The 19099-nt window shown below is 60.8% G+C and carries 15 protein-coding genes; 9 read left to right on the top strand and 6 right to left on the bottom strand.

Annotated elements, in window-relative coordinates; genetic code table 11:
- The first annotated feature begins 15 nt into the window (after nucleotides 1-15).
- Nucleotides 16-291, top strand: coding sequence for a ribbon-helix-helix domain-containing protein (locus tag FFM53_RS25360; protein WP_138333086.1), 276 nt, complete (start codon nucleotides 16-18; stop codon nucleotides 289-291).
- 8 nt (nucleotides 292-299) lie between these two features.
- Nucleotides 300-599, top strand: coding sequence for a type II toxin-antitoxin system RelE/ParE family toxin (locus tag FFM53_RS25355; protein ID WP_138388975.1), 300 nt, complete (start codon nucleotides 300-302; stop codon nucleotides 597-599).
- A gap of 39 nt (nucleotides 600-638) precedes the next feature.
- Here FFM53_RS25355 and FFM53_RS25350 read toward each other — a convergent pair whose 3' ends face one another.
- From FFM53_RS25350 to dctA, 4 genes are all read right to left on the bottom strand, one after another.
- Complete coding sequence (locus FFM53_RS25350) at nucleotides 639-3266, bottom strand: AAA family ATPase (protein ID WP_138388976.1); 2628 nt, start codon at nucleotides 3264-3266, stop codon at nucleotides 639-641.
- Nucleotides 3263-4387, bottom strand: a complete 1125-nt coding sequence (locus FFM53_RS25345; RefSeq protein ID WP_138388977.1) for a metallophosphoesterase family protein — start codon at nucleotides 4385-4387, stop codon at nucleotides 3263-3265. Before FFM53_RS25345 ends, FFM53_RS25350 begins: the two co-directional genes overlap by 4 nt.
- Before the next feature lie 299 nt (nucleotides 4388-4686).
- The gene (locus FFM53_RS25340; protein WP_138388978.1) at nucleotides 4687-6333 is read right to left on the bottom strand and encodes an acetolactate synthase large subunit; all 1647 of its coding nucleotides are present in this window, start codon (nucleotides 6331-6333) and stop codon (nucleotides 4687-4689) included.
- Nucleotides 6334-6797: 464 nt separating this feature from the next.
- On the bottom strand, nucleotides 6798-8123 hold the full coding sequence (gene dctA, locus FFM53_RS25335) for a C4-dicarboxylate transporter DctA (protein WP_138388979.1): 1326 nt from the start codon (nucleotides 8121-8123) through the stop codon (nucleotides 6798-6800).
- Nucleotides 8124-8148: 25 nt separating this feature from the next.
- Here dctA and FFM53_RS37050 point away from each other — a divergent pair, with 25 nt between their 5' ends.
- The 7 genes from FFM53_RS37050 (at nucleotide 8149) to FFM53_RS25300 (ending at nucleotide 15233) form a co-directional block, all read left to right on the top strand.
- On the top strand, nucleotides 8149-8523 hold the full coding sequence (locus FFM53_RS37050) for a hypothetical protein (protein WP_138388980.1): 375 nt from the start codon (nucleotides 8149-8151) through the stop codon (nucleotides 8521-8523).
- A 2-nt stretch (nucleotides 8524-8525) separates the two neighbouring features.
- Complete coding sequence (locus FFM53_RS25325; protein ID WP_138389003.1) at nucleotides 8526-9776, top strand: LysR family transcriptional regulator; 1251 nt, start codon at nucleotides 8526-8528, stop codon at nucleotides 9774-9776.
- 242 nt (nucleotides 9777-10018) lie between these two features.
- Nucleotides 10019-11041 (top strand): amidohydrolase family protein, encoded by a 1023-nt coding sequence (locus FFM53_RS25320; RefSeq protein ID WP_138333097.1) that lies wholly within the window; start codon nucleotides 10019-10021, stop codon nucleotides 11039-11041.
- Complete coding sequence (locus FFM53_RS25315; protein ID WP_138388981.1) at nucleotides 11041-11928, top strand: amidohydrolase family protein; 888 nt, start codon at nucleotides 11041-11043, stop codon at nucleotides 11926-11928. Before FFM53_RS25320 ends, FFM53_RS25315 begins: the two co-directional genes overlap by 1 nt.
- 137 nt (nucleotides 11929-12065) lie before the next feature.
- The gene (locus FFM53_RS25310) at nucleotides 12066-13082 is read left to right on the top strand and encodes a Bug family tripartite tricarboxylate transporter substrate binding protein (RefSeq protein WP_138333135.1); all 1017 of its coding nucleotides are present in this window, start codon (nucleotides 12066-12068) and stop codon (nucleotides 13080-13082) included.
- A gap of 174 nt (nucleotides 13083-13256) precedes the next feature.
- On the top strand, nucleotides 13257-13718 hold the full coding sequence (locus FFM53_RS25305) for a tripartite tricarboxylate transporter TctB family protein (RefSeq protein WP_138388982.1): 462 nt from the start codon (nucleotides 13257-13259) through the stop codon (nucleotides 13716-13718).
- Nucleotides 13719-13727: 9 nt separating this feature from the next.
- Nucleotides 13728-15233 carry a tripartite tricarboxylate transporter permease gene (locus tag FFM53_RS25300; protein ID WP_171597896.1) on the top strand — a complete coding sequence of 502 codons (1506 nt, stop codon included), beginning with the start codon at nucleotides 13728-13730 and terminating at the stop codon, nucleotides 15231-15233.
- Nucleotides 15234-15671: 438 nt separating this feature from the next.
- Here FFM53_RS25300 and FFM53_RS25295 read toward each other — a convergent pair whose 3' ends face one another.
- Both FFM53_RS25295 and FFM53_RS25290 read right to left on the bottom strand, forming a co-directional pair.
- On the bottom strand, nucleotides 15672-16553 hold the full coding sequence (locus tag FFM53_RS25295; RefSeq protein WP_138390513.1) for a DUF6030 family protein: 882 nt from the start codon (nucleotides 16551-16553) through the stop codon (nucleotides 15672-15674).
- A 397-nt stretch (nucleotides 16554-16950) separates the two neighbouring features.
- Nucleotides 16951-19065 carry a carboxy terminal-processing peptidase gene (locus tag FFM53_RS25290; RefSeq protein ID WP_138330700.1) on the bottom strand — a complete coding sequence of 705 codons (2115 nt, stop codon included), beginning with the start codon at nucleotides 19063-19065 and terminating at the stop codon, nucleotides 16951-16953.
- Nucleotides 19066-19099 lie beyond the last annotated feature (34 nt).

The raw sequence follows: 19099 nt of genomic DNA, 5'->3' as shown, positions 1-19099 counted from the left end.
ACGAGGATACACACCATGCGCACAACCCAACCTCTCACTATCACCCTCCCGCTGGAAATGGCGCAAATGGTGAAGGCCAAAGTCAGCTCCGGCGAATATGCGACCGAGAGCGAAGTTATCCGTGACGGCCTACGCACCTTGGCCGCCCGCGACGCCGCCGTTGAAAAATGGCTACGCGATGAGGTCCTGCCTACCTATGACGAAATGAAAGCCCACCCCGAGCGCGCCCTCTCCGCCGAGGAAGTTCGCCAGCGGCTCGATGCCCGTATAGCCGCTCACGCCAAGAAATAACGCAGGGCATGAACTGCACCGTTATTTTTGCGCCCGAGGCGAGCGACGACCTCGAAACCCTGCTGGTGTATCTGATAGACGAGGCCGGGCCGGAGACGGCTCGCAACTACGTCAGTAAGATTGTGGATTACTGCCTCAGCTTTGAGACGTTTCCCGAGCGGGGCGCCGCGCGTGACGACCTGCGGCCGGGACTGCGCGTCGTTGCGTATCGCGGCAAGGCAAGCATCGCGTTTGTGGTGGAAGAGAACATCGTATCTATCCTGCGTGTCTTCCATCGCGGCCAGGACGTCAGCTTCGACGACAATTAGCAAACGGTTCAAACCAGACGACAGGATCGACCGCTCGCCCTAATCCGGCTGCCATGGCTGCATGGTGAGCACATTGCCGCCCAGCTTGGCGAAGGCGCGCTGGCGGCAGGAGAAGACGAGGATCTGCTGGTCGCGTGACTGGCGGTGCAGCGCATCGAACATCCGCTCGATCCGGTCGTCGTCGGAATAAACAAGCGCATCATCGAGGATGACGGGCGCCGGCCGGCCGTCGCGGGCGAGCAGCCGGGCGAACGCAAGGCGGGTCAGCACCGAGAGCTGCTCCCGCATGCCGCCGCTCAGCCGATCGACATCCTCGTCCAGGCCGTTGCGGCGCACGATCTGCGGCAGCAAGGTGTCGCCGTCGAAGGTAATCGAGATGTCGTCGAACAGCAGGCCGACCAGCGGGGCGAGTTCGCTCATGACAGGCTTGAGATAGAGGTCGCGCGCGGCTGCTCGCGTCGCCGTCAGCGCCTTGCGCAGGCGATCCAGGACGGCGACCTCCGCCTCGAACCGCTTTACCTGTTCCCGCGCAGCGTCAAGCAAACCGCGAGTTTCCAACCAGTTTTCTTCCACCGCACTGTCTGAGCGGGTACGAATTTGACCGCCGAGGTCGGCAAGCTCTTCGCGTAACCTGGCAATTTCACGTGCTGCGGCGTCGGCGACCGAACGTGCCCTGGCAAGAGCGGCTTCCGCGCCGGCGAGGTCCCGCCCGGCCCTGCGCAAAGGCCCGGCCCGGAGCTCAACCGCGTCGCATTGTTCTTTGGCGCTGGAAAGCTTTGCCGCAAGGTCCCGTTGCAATTCCGTTCGGCTGCCTTCGGGACCGATGATCGCGACGATGGCCTCGAGGTCCTGACCAAGTTTGGCGTGCTCCGTCTGCGCACGCAATATTGCCTCGCCGGCCTCCATGCGCATCATCGACGCTTCCCGGGCCCGGTTTCGCGCCAGGTCGATACGCTGCGTCGCATCCGCGAGACGGGCGCGCACCTCCTCCGGGTCGGTGTCGAGTTCGACTGGGCCCTGGCTGAGTACCGCAAAGCGTGCGGCATCGAGGTGAAGCTGGTCGATACCATTCGGAGCCACGTCGGCGAACCGCTGCCGTGCCCGCACCAGTTCCTCGTGCTTGTTCCGGGCGGCAATATCGCGCTGTCGCGCCGCCCGCAAACTATCGACACCGAGCCTGGCAAGCAATGTTTGGCGCGTGGCTTCCGCGGTCTCGAGCGCCCCGTCCTGTTCTGCCTGCCGGCTGGAATGGATCGTCAGCGTACCGACGCCTGCTATGTCGAGTTTCGCCACCCCGGCAAAGCTCTTGTCCTCGCCCCCCGGCAAAGGTTGGCGATCCATGCTCACCGAGCCGGAGGCGTCTTTCAGGTAGTCGATCCTGAGCCTGGGAAGACCGACTTCGGCTGCTGCACGCAAGCCAACGATCTTGAGATCCAACGCTTCGAGCCGTTCGATCGCATCGGCTGGAATGGCGAGCAATGCATGTGCAGCCTCCGCGTCCTCGATCTGCCGCCGCGCCGCTTCCGCCTGGTCGAGATGCAGACGAACCTCCGCCAGCCGCTCTGCGGCATGGCGCGAACGCAGTGCTGCCTCCAGCCGGGCCAGCCATTCGCGGTTTACCCGCTCATCCTCTTCGGCTGCCTGAACCTCCGCCGTTGCTGCCTCGCTTTCGGCCAGCGATGCCGCGCGTCGCTCGGCTGCATTTGAAAGCTCTTTTTCCGTCACGGCGAAACGCCGCGCGAGTTCGTCACTGCGGTTCAATGCCGCGTGGAAGCGGTCGAATGCCTGCTGCGCCTCATCGCGACGGCTGGCGGCCAGGGCAGCTTCGGCATCGAGTGCCTTGAGTTCCCTGTCGTGCAGTTTAGCGGCCTCGAGCACCGACTCGGCATTGGCAATCGCCGCCTTCCGGCCCGCCTCTTCGTCCGAATTTTCCAGTTCGCTGAGTCTCGCCTGCACAGAGCGGCGGCGGTCGAGTGCGCCATGCAGCATCTCCACCTCCTTGGCCAGCCGCGCCTCCTCCGCCTGCAGCCGGTCACGATCGTCGAGCGCGGCGACAAAGCGGCCTCCGGTCTTTGGCCGGAGCGTCGCGGTGACCAGGCGATTGAGTTCATCCTCGCAGGCTTCGAGCACCGCCGACATGCGCCGTCCGCCCGTCAGTGCCTCCACCTCGCCCTGCACCGAAGACAACAGGCTTTCGCGCACCCGCTTGTCGTTTTCTTCCTCGCTCTTGCTACGATTTTCGATGCCGGTGACGCCCTGGCGCACCCAGAGCAGGCCTGCCGGGCCGGCAGTTCCGCCGGAAATGAGATCGCCGATGAAAGCCTCGGCCTCGTCGGCCTGGGCGACGAGCCGGCCGCTGCCGAGATCGGTGACGCTGGCGCGCCGTCCGCCATAGAACTGCTTCGTCAGGCGATAGCGGCCGGCTTCGATCGTGATATCGGCCTCGACGATCGGATTGCCACTGCTATAGGGACGCAGCATCTGTACGCTCTTTGGCGTGCCGCCGTGCGGCTGGAAGAACAGCGCATGCAGCGCCTCGAAACAGGTCGATTTGCCGTGTTCGTTGGCAGCGCTCAGCACATTGACGCCGTCGGTAATGCCCTCGATGGCTATGCCACGGCCGGCGAAGCGTTTGACATTGTGAAGGCGAAGAGCGTTGAGTTTCATCGATCAATCGCCTCGCAATAGGAAAACAGGCGGATCAACGCCTCGCGCGCCACGCCCCTGTCATCGCCCGAGCGGGATTGGTCGAGGCTTTCGGCAAGCAGCAAATCCGCAGTATCGCGTAGCGCACCGGCTCGGTCGATGATCTCGAGATCATCGCTCTCGCAATCGGTCCCCAGCAGTTCCGTATCGATCTCCAGATGCGCAAATTCCGGCGCGACCTGTTGCAGCAGGCTGGTCATTGCCGTGCGCCCGTTCAATCGGGCACGGCCGGACAGCGCGACGCGCAACAGGGTTTGTCGCCGCGCGAAGGGTTCCGGCAGTGCCGCCTTCAGCGCTTCAACACCGTCTTCCGATGCCAGCAGCGGAAGCTGCAATGTCTGCCAGGAAAAGCTGGCGGTCACTGCTGCCGTCGTCGTCGGCATCGCTCCCTGCCCGGCAATGGAAACGACCATCGCCTGCCCCGGCCGGTCATGCTTGAAACGGTCCGGCTCGGGCGCGCCGCTATAATATGTTCTGGCGTCCACCGCCACCGATCCGTGCCAATCGCCGAGCGCCATGTAGTCGAGGCCGGCCAGCGCCGCGCGGTTCGGCGCAATCACGTTGGTGGCCGTGGCATCCTCCGAAAATTCCTGGATCGGGCCATGGGCGAGGCCGATGCGGATAGCGCCGTCCGGTGTGGCGGCACCCGTCATCCATTCGGTCAGGTCGCGGCCCGGCCTCCTGGTCGTGCAAGGCGCCGGCAGCAGCATGACATCAGGTCCAAGCGGAAGGGGCGCCGCTTCCGTCGCCAGGATGACATTGTCGGGCACCACGCCACGCGCAGCACTCCAGAGCTGGTCCGCCAGCAGTGAATCGTGATTGCCCGGAAGCAGAACCCAACGCAGCGGTGAATTCCGGGCCATCTCGCCAAGCGCTTGGCGAAGCACGGCCGGTGTCGGCGTCTCGGTATCGAAGGTGTCGCCCGCGAGCAGGATGACACCAGCCCCATGCTCTCGTGCCGCACTGGCGAGTCTCCCGATCACGCCATGCCGCGCCTCGCGCAGGCGCCCTCTCAAATCCTCCGGAAGATTGCCAAACCGCTTGCCAATATGAAGGTCCGAACTGTGCAGGAAGGAAAACATCAATCAGCCATGTTTGCGCTGCGCTGCGAGCTTTCGAGCATGGTCAAGGACCTCTCGTCCGTAGTTTCGTGATTCCGTTGTTCCGTGACAGACCATGCCTCCCGACAACAGGCGAGGCAAGTCGATCCTGGCTGAACAAGCTGTTATCCAATGCTTGTCTAATTTTGAGTGATGCTCGACATCATATTCCCCAGTCGCCGTTCAAGGAGGTAGGCATCTGTTCCATCGTGCCGCGTCGTCTGCCGGCAATTCCGCGGCTCGCGGTCGAACGCCTGTGGACCTTCATGGCAGGCGGCATCTCAGGCCTCCAATATCGCGGGGAGCCGTTCGCGAAGCTCCTTTACCAGCACGCGTTCATTTTCCGAGTAGTCGACCGGGACGTTCACCAGATGGACGCCGCCTCCGGAGAATGCCTCTTCGAGAACCTGTTTGAACTGGCCGATATCGTCGACCCGGGTTCCCTTGGCGCCGTAGGATTCGGCATATTTCACGAAGTCGGGATTGCCGAAGGTCATCCCGAAATCCGGGAACTCGTCCACCGCCTGCTTCCAGCGGATCATCCCATAAGCATTGTCCTCGATGACAAGAACGACGAGGTTGAGCTTCAGCCGGACAGCCGTCTCGAGTTCCTGGGAATTCATCATGAAGCCGCCATCGCCGCAGATCGCCATGACCCGCCGCTCCGGGTAGAGCATCGAGGCAACCATGGCCGAAGGCAACCCCGCTCCCATCGTTGCAAGAGCATTGTCGAGCAGCAGCGTGTTTGCCATCCGCGTGCGGTAATTCCGGGCGAACCAGATCTTGTACATGCCGTTGTCGAGCGCCAGGATGCCATCATTTGGCATCACCTCTCTTATGTCGTGAACCAGGCGCTGTGGCGTGAAGCGATCCTCCGTCGCCCGCGCGGCGATGCGCTCGAGAATGCGTTCCCGGAGATGAAGAAGCGCCTGCGCGTTTGGCAGCTTGCCCTCGAGGCGATCCGCCAGCGCCTTCAGCGAAGGGCCGATGTCGCCGATGACTTCGGATTGCGGGAAGTAGACCTGCTCGACGGTCGCCGGCTGATATCCGACATGAACGACCTTCGGGCCGCCCTTGCCCATGATGAACGGTGGCTTCTCGATCGTGTCATGGCCGATCGTGATGATGAGGTCAGCCTGTTCGATGGCCTCGTGGACATAATCCCGCTCCGACAGCGCGGCGGTGCCCATATAAAGTTCGGTTCCGCCGGGAACCGTTCCCTTCCCCATCTGAGTGGTAAAGAACGGAATGCGGGTGCGGATCACGAATTGCGCGATGTCGGAGGTCGAGCGGGGACGGGCGGCGGCGGCCCCGAACATCAGAAGCGGACGTTTGGCTGCGGCGATGAGAGCGGCGGCGCGATCGAGGGCCGCATCGCTTGCCGTCGGCAGTTCGAGCTGATGCGGCGCAATCAGCGCCACCTCCTGGCATTCTTCGGCCGCGATATCTTCCGGAAGCTCCAGATGCACCGGCCCCGGCCTTTCCTCCTGGGCGATGCGGAACGCCTCCCTGACCGTCGTCGGGATCATCTGCGGCGACACGATCTGCCTTGCGAGCTTGGTGAGCGGCTTCATCGACGCGACGACGTCGACCACCTGGAAACGCGCCTGGCGGGACGAGAGGATCCCCTTCTGACCTGTGATCATCACCATCGGCATCGCGCCGAGCAAGGCATAGGCGGCACCCGTCGAGAGGTTAAGAGCACCAGGCCCGAGCGTCGTCAGGCAGACGCCGGGCTTTCCTGTCAGGCGGCCATAGGTCGCCGCCATGAAAGCTGCTGCCTGCTCGTGTCGGGTGAGCACGAGCTCAATCGACGACTTGCGGATGGATTCGACGACGTCGAGATTCTCTTCGCCTGGGATGCCGAAAATGCGGTCGACACCTTCGTTCTCAAGCGCTGCCACTAGAAGATCGGAGCCTTTGGTCATGGATCGTTGCCCGTGCTGTTCGGTTCGAGGCTTCCAGAAAGGAAGGCCCCTCGAAGATAAGTTCTTTTCCGGGCCTGTCCATGCGTTCGGCGGCATCGGCGGTTGTCCTCAATCCCGCCGAGAATTTGTAGATAGGTTTTGCCGCGGAAATAAAAAAGCTCTCCGCAGTTCTGTTGGCAAACAGCTTGACTGATGACGTAGTGATGTCGCAGTTCAGCCCGGTATTCCCGCCGGCAGCACACAGATCCGGCCGCCGGTTCGCCTTGGTGAGATTTGCCGGTGGTCGCTACCAAAGCGAACGTTCTATGTCGATGCGCTGTGTGTTTTGTGAATTTAAAGCTACGCTCGGCCGGATTTACCGAAGACGACCGCGCTTGGCCCTGCGCTCGCAAAAGCATGAAACATGCGACACATCGGTTTCCAAATAGGATAGATCGCAAACCAGAGCTGAGTCTTTCACCATGTCACAACGCAGCGGCGGGGATTTGGTGCCTGGCGCGCAAGCGGCCGTTGCCGATAGTGGTGGCCAGTAGCTGCTCGTCAAGCTTGCCCTCCCATTTGGCGACCACGACGGTGGCAAGCGCATTGCCGATCAGATTAACAAAAGTCAGCCCCTCGGCGAGGATGCGGTGAATTCCGAGGATCAGCGCGATGCTGGCGACCGGGATGGTTCCGGTGGTGTTCAGGGTTGCCGCCAGTACAACGAAGGCCGCTCCGGCGATGCCCGCCGCTCCCTTCGAGGTGAGCAGTAGCACCGCGATCAGGCCGAGTTCGTGCCAGAAGGTCAGATGTGTGTTCGTCGCCTGTGCCAGGAACACCGCGACGGTGGTCAGATAGAGGCATGTGCCGTCGAGATTGAACGAATAGCCGGCCGGGATGACGAAGCCGACCACACTTTCCTCACAGCCGGCCTTGCGCATCTTCTGGATGAGGCGCGGCAGCACCGTTTCGGTCGAGGTGGTCGCAGCGACGATGACGATTTCATCCCAGAGATAGCCTAGCAGCCGCCACAGGCTGACACCGCACCAATGGGCGACGCTGCCGAGGACGATTGTTGTGAACAGTGCGCAGACGACGAAGAACTCGATGATTAACTCGCCCAGCGACCAGAGCGAGGCGGTGCCGAACTGACCGACGGTAAAGGCAATTGCGCCGAAGGCGCCGAGCGGCGCGAAGTACATGATGTAGCCGATGATTTTGAAGAACCCTTGCGAGGCGCTTTCGATCACCTGGAACACCGGGCGTCCGCGCTCTCCGATGGCGGCGATGGCGATACCGAACAGGACAGAGATAAACAGCACCTGCAGAACGTGTCCTTCCGTCAGCGCGCTGGCGAAGGTGTCCGGGATGATGTCAAGGAAATAGCTTGAAATGGACTGATCGTGCGCCGTCGCGAGATAGGTCTTGATCGATGCGGTATCGATTGCGGCAGCGTCGATGTTCATGCCCTCGCCCGGACGCCACAGATCGACTGCGATCAGTCCAAAGATCAGCGCCAAGATCGTGATCGCCTCGAAATAGATGATGGATTTCAGCGCGACACGCCCGACGCTCTTCATGTCGTTCATGCCGGCGATACCATGCACAACGGTGACGAAGATGATCGGCCCGATCATCATGCGGATCATTTTGATGAAGGCATCGCCGAAAGGTTTCATCGCCACCGCAGTGGCGGGCGCGAAATGACCGAGGAGGATGCCGAGCAGCGTCCCTGCCAGCACCTGAAACCACAACTGGCCAAGGAGGCTGAAGCGGCCCGCCGGTTTTTGCGTCTCACCTTCAGGTGTCATCGTTTTACTCGCCTCCAAATACGTCATGTTTTATTTCCTCCCAAGCTGCCGCCTGGCCATGATGTCCCATCTTTCAATTGTTCAATGGCAACTGTACCGTTCAATTGGCGCGCCCGGCGGCCCCGAAACGGTGACTGCGGAAGCAGCGATGCGGGCACCCGCAAAGATCGGCCGGCAACTAACCGGCCAGCGGTCCCGTGCGTCCCTGCACATCGTGGACGATGGCCGCTCCGGCGTCTGCCGGGCCGTGAATGATGGCGGTATCGGCGCGTTCGATCTGGTCATCACATCGGGCATGCTCGATCCTCCCTCCTGTCTTGGCTGGGAATTAAGGGAGGGAATATTGAGCCGCAAAGCAAACTTGATTTGCGCACCGGTCATAAGCTGTGTTGAAGTGTGATGATGATTGCACACCGCGAACTCAACCTTCGCCACCTCGAGGCCGTCGCCGCCGCCGCGCGGCTGGGCAGCATCAGCAGCGCGTCTCACATCATGAATTTGTCGCAGCCTGCTCTGACCCAGGCCGTTGCCAAGGTCGAGGCGCAGCTTGGCCATGTGCTATTCGATCGCCAGCCGAGCGGCGTTACCAGCACCGAGGCGGGGCGCTTGATCACGGCCCGCATCGAACGCGCGCTCGCCTATGTGGCGCGCGGCGGCCAAAGCGTGCGACGTGGCGCCCGCTTGCCGCCGCTGCCCCATATCGAGCGGCGCATCACTTTTGGACAATTGCGCGCGCTGATCGCGGTCGATCAAGCAGGCAGCTTTGCGCTGGCATCAAAGCGAATTGGCCTGTCTGAACCGGCATTGCATCGCGCGAGCCGCGATCTGGAGCAGTTGCTGGGCGTACCGCTGCTCGTCCGGCAGGGGCGTACCGTTCAGCCGACGGCGACGGCCGCCGTGTTGCTGCGGTTCGCCCGTCTGGCGCAATCGGAGCTGGAGGCTGGGTTCGACGAATTGGAGGCACTGCGGTCGGAGGGCGCCGGACGTGTCACTGTCGGCACCATGCCGCTGGCGCGTGCAATCCTGTTGCCGCAAGCATTGGCTCGTTTCGCTCGCGCCTATCCAATGGCGTCGGTGAACGTTGTGGAGGGGCCATATGTGGAACTGTTGGCCAGACTTCGCGAAGGCGAGATGGATCTGCTGATCGGGGCAATGCGCGACCCCCCGCCGGTCAAGGACATCGCTCAGGAACCGCTGTTCATCGATGATCCGGTGATCGTCGGTCGCGCCGGACATCCCCTGCTGTCCAAGCCGGGATTTGCCTTCTCGAGGCTATTGGATTTCCCATGGGTTATCGCCGCAACGGGCGCGCCGGTGCGTCATCGGTGGGAGGAGATGTTCACAGAGCACGGCCATGAGCCGCCACGGCTACGCATCGAATGCGGTTCGGTTCTGGTGGTCCGCGGGCTGATGCTGGAGGACGATTGGTTGACGCTGATGTCGCGCGACCAGTTCCTGTTCGAGCGGCGTGCTGGCCTGCTCAGCGAAATCGCCGGCGCTGGGCTGTCGTTGCGTCGCCAGATCGGCCTCACGGTGCGCGATGACTGGCGTCCGACACAGCTGCAAACGGCATTCACGGATATCTTCCGCACGGTTTGTGCGCAGTGGACTTCAGGAAAAGCAATGGAGCGTGAACCCTTCCGATATGCCTGATCATCGTCCGGTTCGTTAGAACGGGGCATGAGCAAACACCAAACGATCGCATTCACCGGTTTTGGAAAGCCTTCGGAGGCTTTCCGTAGGGGCTGGCGCCCGCGCCGGCTGCGACCTCGAGCGAATGCTGGTCCAGGAGCCAAGCCGCGCCACCGCCGGCTGGCTGCCCATGCCTTCCCCTTCATCGGCTGGATTGGCTGCCGAGGCGAACGCATCTTTGCCGCTACAGGAACCTCAAAGCTATGATCATCGACTGCCACGGTCACTACACCACCGCTCCGGCGCTCCATGGCGAATGGCGAGCACGACAGGAGGCTGCCATCAAATCGGGCGGCGATATCGATCCCGCCTATCCAGACATTTCCGACGATGAGATCCGCGAGACCATCGAGGCCAACCAGCTGCGCCTGCTGCGCGAGCGCGGCGCCGACATGACTATTTTCTCGCCTCGGGCTTCGGCGATGGCGCCGCATATCGGCGGAGAATTGGTGGCAAAGGTCTGGGCGCGCCGTTCCAACGATTTGATCAAGCGCGTGATCGATCTCTATCCCGAGACTTTCGTGGGCGTTTGCCAGCTGCCGCAATCCCCTGGGGTCTCGATCGCCAACGCGATCGATGAGTTGGAGCGCTGCGTCAACGAGCTCGGCTTCGTCGGCTGCAATCTCAATCCCGATCCCTCCGGCGGCAAGTTCGATTCGCCGCCGCTCACCGATCGCGCCTGGTACCCCTTCTTCGAAAAGATGGTGGAACTCGACGTTCCCGCGATGATCCACGTTTCCGGCAGTTGCAATTGTGCGATGCATGCGACCGGCGCCTATTACATTGCCGCAGACACCATTGCCTTCATGCAGTTCGTCGAGGGCGACCTGTTTGGGGATTTCCCCTCGCTGCGGTTCATCATTCCGCATGGCGGCGGAGCCGTTCCCTATCACTGGGGCCGTTATCGTGGCCTCTCCGACATGCTGAAGCGGCCGCCGCTGGTCGAGCACGTGATGAAGAACGTCTATTTCGATACCTGCGTCTATCATCAGCCGGGCATCGACCTGTTGTTCGAGGTGATCGATGTGGAAAACATCCTGTTCGGATCGGAAATGGTTGGCGCAGTGCGCGGGATCGACCCGCAGACGGGTCACTATTTCGACGACACCAAGCGCTATATCGAAGCTCTGACGATATCCGATGAGGACAAGCGGAAGGTGTTCGAACTCAACGCGCGCCGCGTCTATCCGCGTCTCGATGCACAGCTCAAGGCACGGGGGCTGTGATGGCAAATTTCCAGATGGATCCCGATTGGCTCCGCTATCATCCCGACCCGAGCAAGCCGCGCTACATTCCGCCGCCGGGTGCAGTGGATGCGCATTGCCATGTCTTCGGGCCTGGGGATGTGTTTCCCTATGCGCCCGAGAGGAAATACACACCCTGCGATGCCGGCAAAGAGCAACTGTTCTCCCTGCGTGATTTTCTCGGGTTCGAGCGCAACGTCATCGTCCAGGCGACATGCCACGGCGCCGACAATCGTGCCCTGGTCGATGCGCTGCATGCGGCTGGCGATCGTGCTCGCGGGATAGCGACGGTGCGCGACACGGTGACGAACGAGGAGCTCGCCGAACTGCATGACGCAGGGGTGCGCGGCGTGCGCTTCAACTTCGTTCGCCGCCTGGTCGACCCGAAACCGGATGCCTATTATCGTGCGATCATCGACCGTATCGCACCGCTTGGCTGGCAGGTGGTGATCTATTTCGAGGCGGCCGATCTCGAGGAGCGCTGGGACTTCTTCACCTCGCTGCCGACGACCGTCGTCGTCGACCACATGGGCCGGCCGGATGTCTCCCAGCCTGTCGATGGCCCGCAGTTCGGCCGCTTTATCCGCTTCATGACCGAGCATGAAAATGTTGTCAGCAAGGTGAGCTGCCCGGAGCGACTGTCGCGATCAGGTCCGCCGAACTACGACGACGTCGTTCCGTTTGCGCGGACGCTGGTCGAGCGCTTCCCGGAGCGTGTCCTGTGGGGCACCGATTGGCCGCATCCGAACATGAAGGACCACATGCCCGACGACGGCGCGCTGGTGGACATCATCCCGCGCATCGCGCCGTCCGAGGAGCTTCAGCGCAAGCTGCTGGTTGAAAATCCCATGCGGCTCTATTGGCGGTAACCCGCCTTCGGGAATGGCCGGGCGACGCATCCCACGCAGGTGGTGGGCGGCAATCTGGATGCGCAACGCATTCATGCATCGGTTGTACGGACATCGCTGCGTGCATCGACATCTATCAAGAGGAGGAGATTAGGAACATGAGCATAGGACAACAAGTGAGCACGCCATCCCGGCGGATCGTAACATTGATGAAATCGATAATCCCGGCGATCGTTCTAATACTCGCGATGGCGGTGGAAGCACCGGCGCAGGAGAACGACTATCCGAGCCGCGAGATCAGTCTTGTCATTCCGTTCGGCCCTGGTGGAATTGCCGACATCACTGCGCGCATCGTCGCGGATTCTCTCGGCAAAAAGCTTGGGAAACAGATCGTCATCCTGAATCAGCCTGGCGCGGGAGGATCGGTCGCCGCACGGGTGGCGCTGAATGGGGAGCCAGACGGATATACGCTCGCTCTGCTGTCGAACGGAACCGCAATCAGCGTTCCGTTGTTCAAAAACCTGCAGTTCGATCCCGTCGCCGATTTCGTTCCGGTATCCAGCCTCGCCTACTTCGACTTCGTATTCGTGACCAAGGCGGATGGCAAATTCAAGTCCCTCAAGGATATTCTCGAAGCGGCCCGCGCAAACCCGGGCGCGCTCAATGTCGGGACCATTAATGTCGGGAGCAGCCAGAACCTTGCGGCCGAACTCTTCAAATCGACGGCCGGAGTGGACCTCACGATCGTTCCCTACAAGGGCACGCCGGATCTTCAAGTTGCCCTTCTCGGTGGGGAGCTTGACCTGATCATCGATAGCCAGACGGCGCTAAAGGCGGCACTCCAGCAGAACCAGGCTGCTGCGATTGCATCATCTGGCTCCACCCGTTCTATCCTCTTGCCGGACGTTCCGACGGCCCAGGAAGAAGGCGTAAAAGGGTTCGATGTCACGTCCTGGAACGGTATCTTCGCTCCCGCCGGCACACCGCAGGCCGTCGTGAACAAACTGAACACGGCGCTCGTCGAGGTTCTTGGCGACCCCGACGTCAAGAAGCGGTTTGCGGATCTCGGCGTCGAGGCCCGTTCCAGCACGCCGCAAGAAATCGGCGATCGTCTGAAGGCTGATATCGACAAGTGGTCAAAGGTCATAAAGGATGCGGGCATCGTGCGGCAATAGATCGTAACGCGTCGGCCAACTATGCCCAACCCTCATCCACGTCGCATCCTTCTCTCCTTTCGAAGGGGAGAAGTTTCGCAACGGCCTGCGCAAGGGCAGTACCGGTAGATTGTATGCGTCCCGCCTGCGAGAGGGATGTTTGATCTCGCGTCGCCTTTAACGCCAGGAGACACCATGAAATCCATCAGTTTCGATACCACCAATGCGATTTGCGGCGCGCTTTTCGTCGCGACCGGCGCTTTCTTCGCCATCCAGTCGCTGGGGCTCGACCTCGGCACGGCAGTGCGCATGGGGCCCGGTTATTTCCCGCTGGTGCTTGCCGCCGTGCTCGTGCTTCTCGGCGCGATCATCTTCATTCAGGCGCTGCGGGTCGAGGGCGAGCCGATCGACCCGTTTGCCTGGCGCGGCATGCTCTTCATCCTGCCGGCACCGGTATTCTTCGGGCTGACGGTGCGCGGGCTCGGCTTCGCGCCGTCACTGTTCCTCACCGCCTTCATCGCCTGCTTCGCATCGCAAAAGATGAACGTGTTCTTCGCGATCGTTCTGTCGCTGCTGCTGACGATCTTTTCGGTTGGGGTCTTCAGCTATGGGCTCGGCCTGCCGTTCGAGCGCTTCGGCCCCTGGGTCCGGTTCTAGGAGACGATGATGGATCTTTTCAGCAATCTCGCGCTCGGCTTTGCAACAGCCGGCACTCCGGAAAACCTGCTCTTCTGCTTGATCGGCGTGCTGCTCGGCACGCTGATTGGCGTACTGCCCGGGATCGGCGCCACGGCGACGATCGCCATGCTCTTGCCGATCACCTTCCAACTTGAACCGGTTTCCTCGCTGATCATGCTCGCCGGCATCTATTACGGCGCGCAGTACGGCGGCTCGACGACGGCGATCCTGATCAACATGCCGGGCGAATCCTCCTCGGCCGTGACCGCGATCGACGGCTACCAGATGGCCCGCAAGGGCAGGGCCGGCGCAGCGCTTGCGATCGCGGCGCTCGGCTCGTTCTTTGCCGGCACGGTCTCGACCTTTCTCGTCGCGATCTTCGCACCGCCGCTGACCGCAATCGCGCTGCAGTTCGGCTCGGCGGAATATTTCTCGCTGATGATCGTCGGCCTCGTCTCCTCGATCGCACTCGCGCATGGCTCAGTCGTCAAGGCGCTGGCCATGGTGGCGCTCGGGCTGCTGCTTGGCCTCGTCGGCACCGACATCTACACCGGCACGCCACGCTTCACGCTCGGCATCCGTGAATATGCGGACGGGCTGAACTTCGTGGCGCTTGCCGTCGGCGTGTTCGGCGTGGCGGAAATCCTGCGCAACCTCGAGGGCGAGTCGACACGCACGGTGCTGATGGCCAAGGTCACCGGCCTTTTGCCGTCCCGCCAGGAATTCAAGGAGATGATCGCGCCGGTCATTCGCGGTACGGCGATCGGCTCGGCGCTCGGCATCCTGCCGGGTGGTGGTGCCATTCTCGCGGCCTTTGCCTCCTATACGGTGGAAAAACGGATGTCGAAAACGCCGGAGGAATTCGGCAAGGGCGCGATCGCCGGCGTTGCGGGACCGGAATCGGCGAACAATGCCGGCGCGCAGACTTCGTTCATTCCGCTCTTGACGCTCGGCATTCCGGCCAATCCGGTCATGGCGCTGATGGTCGGGGCGATGATCATCCAGGGCATCGTACCCGGTCCGAACGTCGCCACCGAGCAGCCGGCGCTGTTCTGGGGTATCATCGCCTCGATGTGGATCGGCAACCTGATGCTGGTCATCCTTAACCTGCCGCTGATCGGGCTCTGGGTGAAGCTCTTGACCGTGCCTTACTACGTGCTCTTCCCCATCATCATGGCCTTTTGCTCGATCGGGGTCTACAGCGTCAACGCCAACGTCTACGATCTCTACGCCGTCGCCTTCTTCGGGCTCATCGGCTATGTGCTGGCGAAGCTTCGCTGTGAGCCGGCGCCGCTTCTGCTCGGCTTCGTGCTCGGGCCGCTGCTCGAGGAGAACCTCCGGCGCGCCATGATCCTGTCGCGCGGCGATCCGACGACCTTCGTTACGCGGCCGATCAGTGCCATTCTTCTGGCCATTGCGGTCGCCGTCCTCATTGTCGTCTTCCTGCCGAGCGTCAAGAAGAAGCGTGAGGAGGTGTTCCAGGAAGAGGATTGAGAACAAATTCGCCCTACCGCAACGGGATTGGAATACTGACGTGGTTGCATTGCTCCAGTCGTTGCCCCAGACTCTCTTGATCATCGTCAATAGCCGCAAATACTGCGAGTCTGCCGAGTACTCGGTGTTGTTTCAGTGGCCTTGACCGCGCTTACTCAAGGAAGGTTATGTTGTTTGCATCCCTTGATCGTGGTCAGCGCCTCGCGATCCTCAATGCGTCACTCCGCAATTGGGAATTATTGCGCAGCGATTGGCGGTACCCTTTGGCTCTTCCATCTCTGCGAAGAATGTCGACGCATCGCCGAAATGGTTCAGCGAACACTACTTCGAGATCCTTCGCGACCTCCTGACCCGTTGCCGGTCCGTTATCCATCCAAGCGCCCCGCTCGGCTGCTCGGCGTGACGCTTCATCGCTTAAAATGATAAAATCGTCGATGTTCAGCCACAGTTCCAGCTTGATCTTGAATTGCGACGGGTACTTGCGACGTCATTGAGCGCAATTGGCTGATATGGATGTCCCCAAGCGCTCCCTGAGAATGAAGTTCGCAGGAGCACTGCGGGCATTCGTAGCCAGCGCTCAGTCGAAAAATACGTCTTGGTCTTCACCTGCGAACTTGAAGTCGCCTTAAGACCAAGAACAAAATTAAAGATATTTGCGCTGCCTGCTTCGCGCGTGAAGCTGAGATAGGAGCCGAATCGTTCGTATTCGACATTTCGAAGGTTTTGGATCGAGGCGAGAGTATCCTCGAAATCACGCCAGCACGCCTGCTTCACGATGATCTCGAAAATGCGCAGGACGGCCGGGGCGAGACGTCCCTGAGCGTCGGTCGTCGGCCCAATGATCTTGGCGCGGATCTCAAGGATATCGCCCATTTCATCTCCACGAACCTTAACGAAGGTTGAGCTGAGGGGACGCACCTCGTCCCGTTCGTAGATGCGCTGAAAATAACATTCATAGCTGCGATTGCGCATCGATGCGGCTTTCCATTCGCTCATCTCGATGCCGGCCTCTCGAAGAGCACCGCAAATATTCGGCCCCGAGACGCGCCACATCCGCAGAAACTGACTTGCCAATTCCAGCTTCGGGACCTCGGTCAGCTGCAGTGATATCGACATCGGCGGCAGGGGAGAAGGAGCTTCCGGATCAGGGCGGGCGGCTATGCGAGATGATCGGGCAGCCTTATTGAGAGCTCGGTTTTCAAAGACCCCGACTGGATCTTCGAGCTGGTGGACCTCACGATAAAAAACGACGATGCCTGCAAGAAGCAAAATTGATATCAAAAGCCCCGCCCAAAGCAGAGACCGGCGGTTGCTCGGCAATCGGAAATTCCGGTTCCGAAGTGGGCTGTCGCGAGGAGGATCGACTGCTGATAGCACTTTATCCATGGCGCGACCTCACAAGCAAAATAGGAGCGGCGAGTTCGAACTCAATCAACCTCGATCCTATTTGCGACCCACCGGCATCGGTCGGCGCTTCGACCAATCAGCCCTGCTGGCGACTCCTTCTAAGGTGAGCGACGGATGTGAAAACGGTACAGTCGGTCCGACTCACCTTCGATACTGTAAGTGTGAAGTTGCGTTTGTCGAGCGTCAAGCGGCAACCCCAGTGAACGGCGTTCGCCCTCTAAAATTGGTGCGGAAGAGCGCACGGGCGGCCGACAACTGCACTGGTCCAGCATTGTGATCCAGCCCGTCAAGGAAGTGCTCGCCCGATCGACTATTTTCCGTCCGTTTTTCCCGTTTGTTTCGTGGCTGCCTTCAGCGCGCCTTGCTGCAAATCGGCCTCGTCGGCAAGAATGGCGGCGGCCTCGTCGAGCAGGACGTCTTTTGCGTTCTTGCGGGCATTCTCGATGGCAATATCAGCGCTCAGGCTGCGCTCGCCTGCCTCCAGGCCGTCATCTCCAAGATCCTCGCCACCGCTTGCTTGCGCTCGATCCTTGAACCGTTTCTCGCGCGCCGTCGCTTCTTTGCGACGTTCGGCTTCATTGAGGGAAACAATTCCTTTTTCCCGCTGCGCCTTGAGGTCGGCAATGTCTTTTATCAGGCGTTGGAAGTCCGGATCGCTCTCAATCCGCGCATCATGGCGGCTTTGCAATGTCGGCAGCAACGTCGTGACAGTGTCGGCGGCCGTGTACTTCGCAGGTTTGATCTGAGCCCACGGCAGGGCATTGTCATAACTGGTCTCGCCGAAGCTCGTCGGATCGGAAAGTCCTGGCAAGCCGATATCGGGCGTTACGCCGTGCAGCTGTGTCGTCCCGCCGTTGACCCGGAAAAACTGGGCAATCGTCACCTTCAGCTCCCCTAACTCGGGTTTGCTGTTGCGGACGATCTGGTCAAGATCGACGACGGTCTGAACGGTGCCCTTCCCGAAACTGGGTTCGCCGACGATCACGCCTCGACCGTAATCCTGGATTGCCGCGGCAAAAATCTCAGAAGCCGACGCCGACCCGCGATTGATCAGGACACCCATCGGGCCTGCCCAGACAGGCGCTGCAAGCTCCGAGCTCCTCACGTCGACCTTGCCATCGCTGCCGCGCTGCTGAACCACCGGGCCATTGCCGATGAACAGACCGGTCAAATCAATTGCCTCGTCCAATGAACCGCCGCCATTGTTGCGCAGGTCGATGAGAACGCTGTCGACTTTTTCTTCCTTCAACTCGTCGAGAAGCTTGGCGACATCGCGGCTTGCGCTTTTGTAATCCTGGTCTCCTTTGCGCTTGGCTTCAAAATCCTCATAGAATACCGGCAGCGTGATGATCCCGATTTTACGCGTGGCGTCGCCCACTTTTACGGACAGCACAGTCTTCCTGGCAGCCTGCTTATCGAGACTGATTTTATCGCGCACCAGGCTGATGACGCGATGCGTGCCATCAGCTCCGGCATCTGCCGGCAGGATGTCCAGCCGCACGACGGAGCCCTTTTTCCCGCGTATCATCTGCACGACTTCATCAAGGCGCGTGCCCACCACTTCTTTGATAGCCCCATCCTTGCCTTGACCAACGCCGGTAATGCGGTCTCCGACCGCGAGCTTGCCGGACAGTTGCGCCGGCCCGCCAGGCACGAGCTCACGAATCGTCGTGTAGTCGTCGCGTTCCTGCAGCACTGCACCGATACCAAACAGCGAAAGCTTCATCGAGACATTGAAGTCGGCTGAAGCGGCCGCACCGAAATAGTCCGTGTGCGGATCGATCGACGTTGAATAGGCATCCATGAACGACTGGAAAACGTCGTCGCTTTTAAACTTGTAAGCGCGTTCGAGTATGTTTTCATAACGTTTGTCGAGTGTTTCGCGAATGGCCGCGTCGTTTTTGCCGCCGAGTTTCAACCGCAACCAGTCGCTCTTGACGCGCTTGCGCCAAAGCTCATTGCTCTCGGCTTCAGACTGCGACCATGGCGCTTTATCGCGCAGCACCGAATAATTTTCCTGCGCACTGAAATCGAAGTCCTGCTTCAGCAGGCTGCGTGCATAGTTCATGCGGTCGACAACGCGCTGTTCATAGGCGTTGAAAATCGCAAACGGAATCTTCAAGTCCTTCCGTTCTATCGCATCGTCGATCTCGCTGCGATCGGACATGAACTTGTCGATGTCCGCTTGCAGGAAGAGCATGCGGTCCGGATCAAGTGACTTGATGAACTGATCCATGATCCTGGCCGACAAGGCGTCGTCGAGTGGAACGGGCTTGTAGCTATACCGCGAAAGAAATTGTGCGCTCAACTCGGCGGCTTGCGCCTGTCGCTTTAGAGGCGCCAGAGCAGGCGGTGATGCAACTTCAGCATATGCGGACTGTGCAATTGCAAGAAATGCACCAAGGAAAAAGTAGGCTATGCGCATTCAGCGTTGTCCAATTCTTAATGCCGAGTGTCGA

Source organism: Rhizobium indicum (assembly GCF_005862305.2).
Lineage (GTDB): Bacteria > Pseudomonadota > Alphaproteobacteria > Rhizobiales > Rhizobiaceae > Rhizobium > Rhizobium indicum.
The sequence above is the reverse complement of the archived record's forward strand: the minus strand, read 5'-3'. Positions and strand labels throughout refer to the sequence as shown.

Coding starts and splice junctions, on each gene's coding strand:
- FFM53_RS25360 (WP_138333086.1), top strand. CDS start 16: ATGCGCACAACCCAACCTCTCACTATCACCCTCCCGCTGGAAATGGCG.
- FFM53_RS25355 (WP_138388975.1), top strand. CDS start 300: ATGAACTGCACCGTTATTTTTGCGCCCGAGGCGAGCGACGACCTCGAA.
- FFM53_RS25350 (WP_138388976.1), bottom strand. CDS start 3,266: ATGAAACTCAACGCTCTTCGCCTTCACAATGTCAAACGCTTCGCCGGC.
- FFM53_RS25345 (WP_138388977.1), bottom strand. CDS start 4,387: ATGTTTTCCTTCCTGCACAGTTCGGACCTTCATATTGGCAAGCGGTTT.
- FFM53_RS25340 (WP_138388978.1), bottom strand. CDS start 6,333: ATGACCAAAGGCTCCGATCTTCTAGTGGCAGCGCTTGAGAACGAAGGT.
- dctA (WP_138388979.1), bottom strand. CDS start 8,123: ATGACACCTGAAGGTGAGACGCAAAAACCGGCGGGCCGCTTCAGCCTC.
- FFM53_RS37050 (WP_138388980.1), top strand. CDS start 8,149: ATGTTTTATTTCCTCCCAAGCTGCCGCCTGGCCATGATGTCCCATCTT.
- FFM53_RS25325 (WP_138389003.1), top strand. CDS start 8,526: ATGATTGCACACCGCGAACTCAACCTTCGCCACCTCGAGGCCGTCGCC.
- FFM53_RS25320 (WP_138333097.1), top strand. CDS start 10,019: ATGATCATCGACTGCCACGGTCACTACACCACCGCTCCGGCGCTCCAT.
- FFM53_RS25315 (WP_138388981.1), top strand. CDS start 11,041: ATGGCAAATTTCCAGATGGATCCCGATTGGCTCCGCTATCATCCCGAC.
- FFM53_RS25310 (WP_138333135.1), top strand. CDS start 12,066: ATGAGCATAGGACAACAAGTGAGCACGCCATCCCGGCGGATCGTAACA.
- FFM53_RS25305 (WP_138388982.1), top strand. CDS start 13,257: ATGAAATCCATCAGTTTCGATACCACCAATGCGATTTGCGGCGCGCTT.
- FFM53_RS25300 (WP_171597896.1), top strand. CDS start 13,728: ATGGATCTTTTCAGCAATCTCGCGCTCGGCTTTGCAACAGCCGGCACT.
- FFM53_RS25290 (WP_138330700.1), bottom strand. CDS start 19,065: ATGCGCATAGCCTACTTTTTCCTTGGTGCATTTCTTGCAATTGCACAG.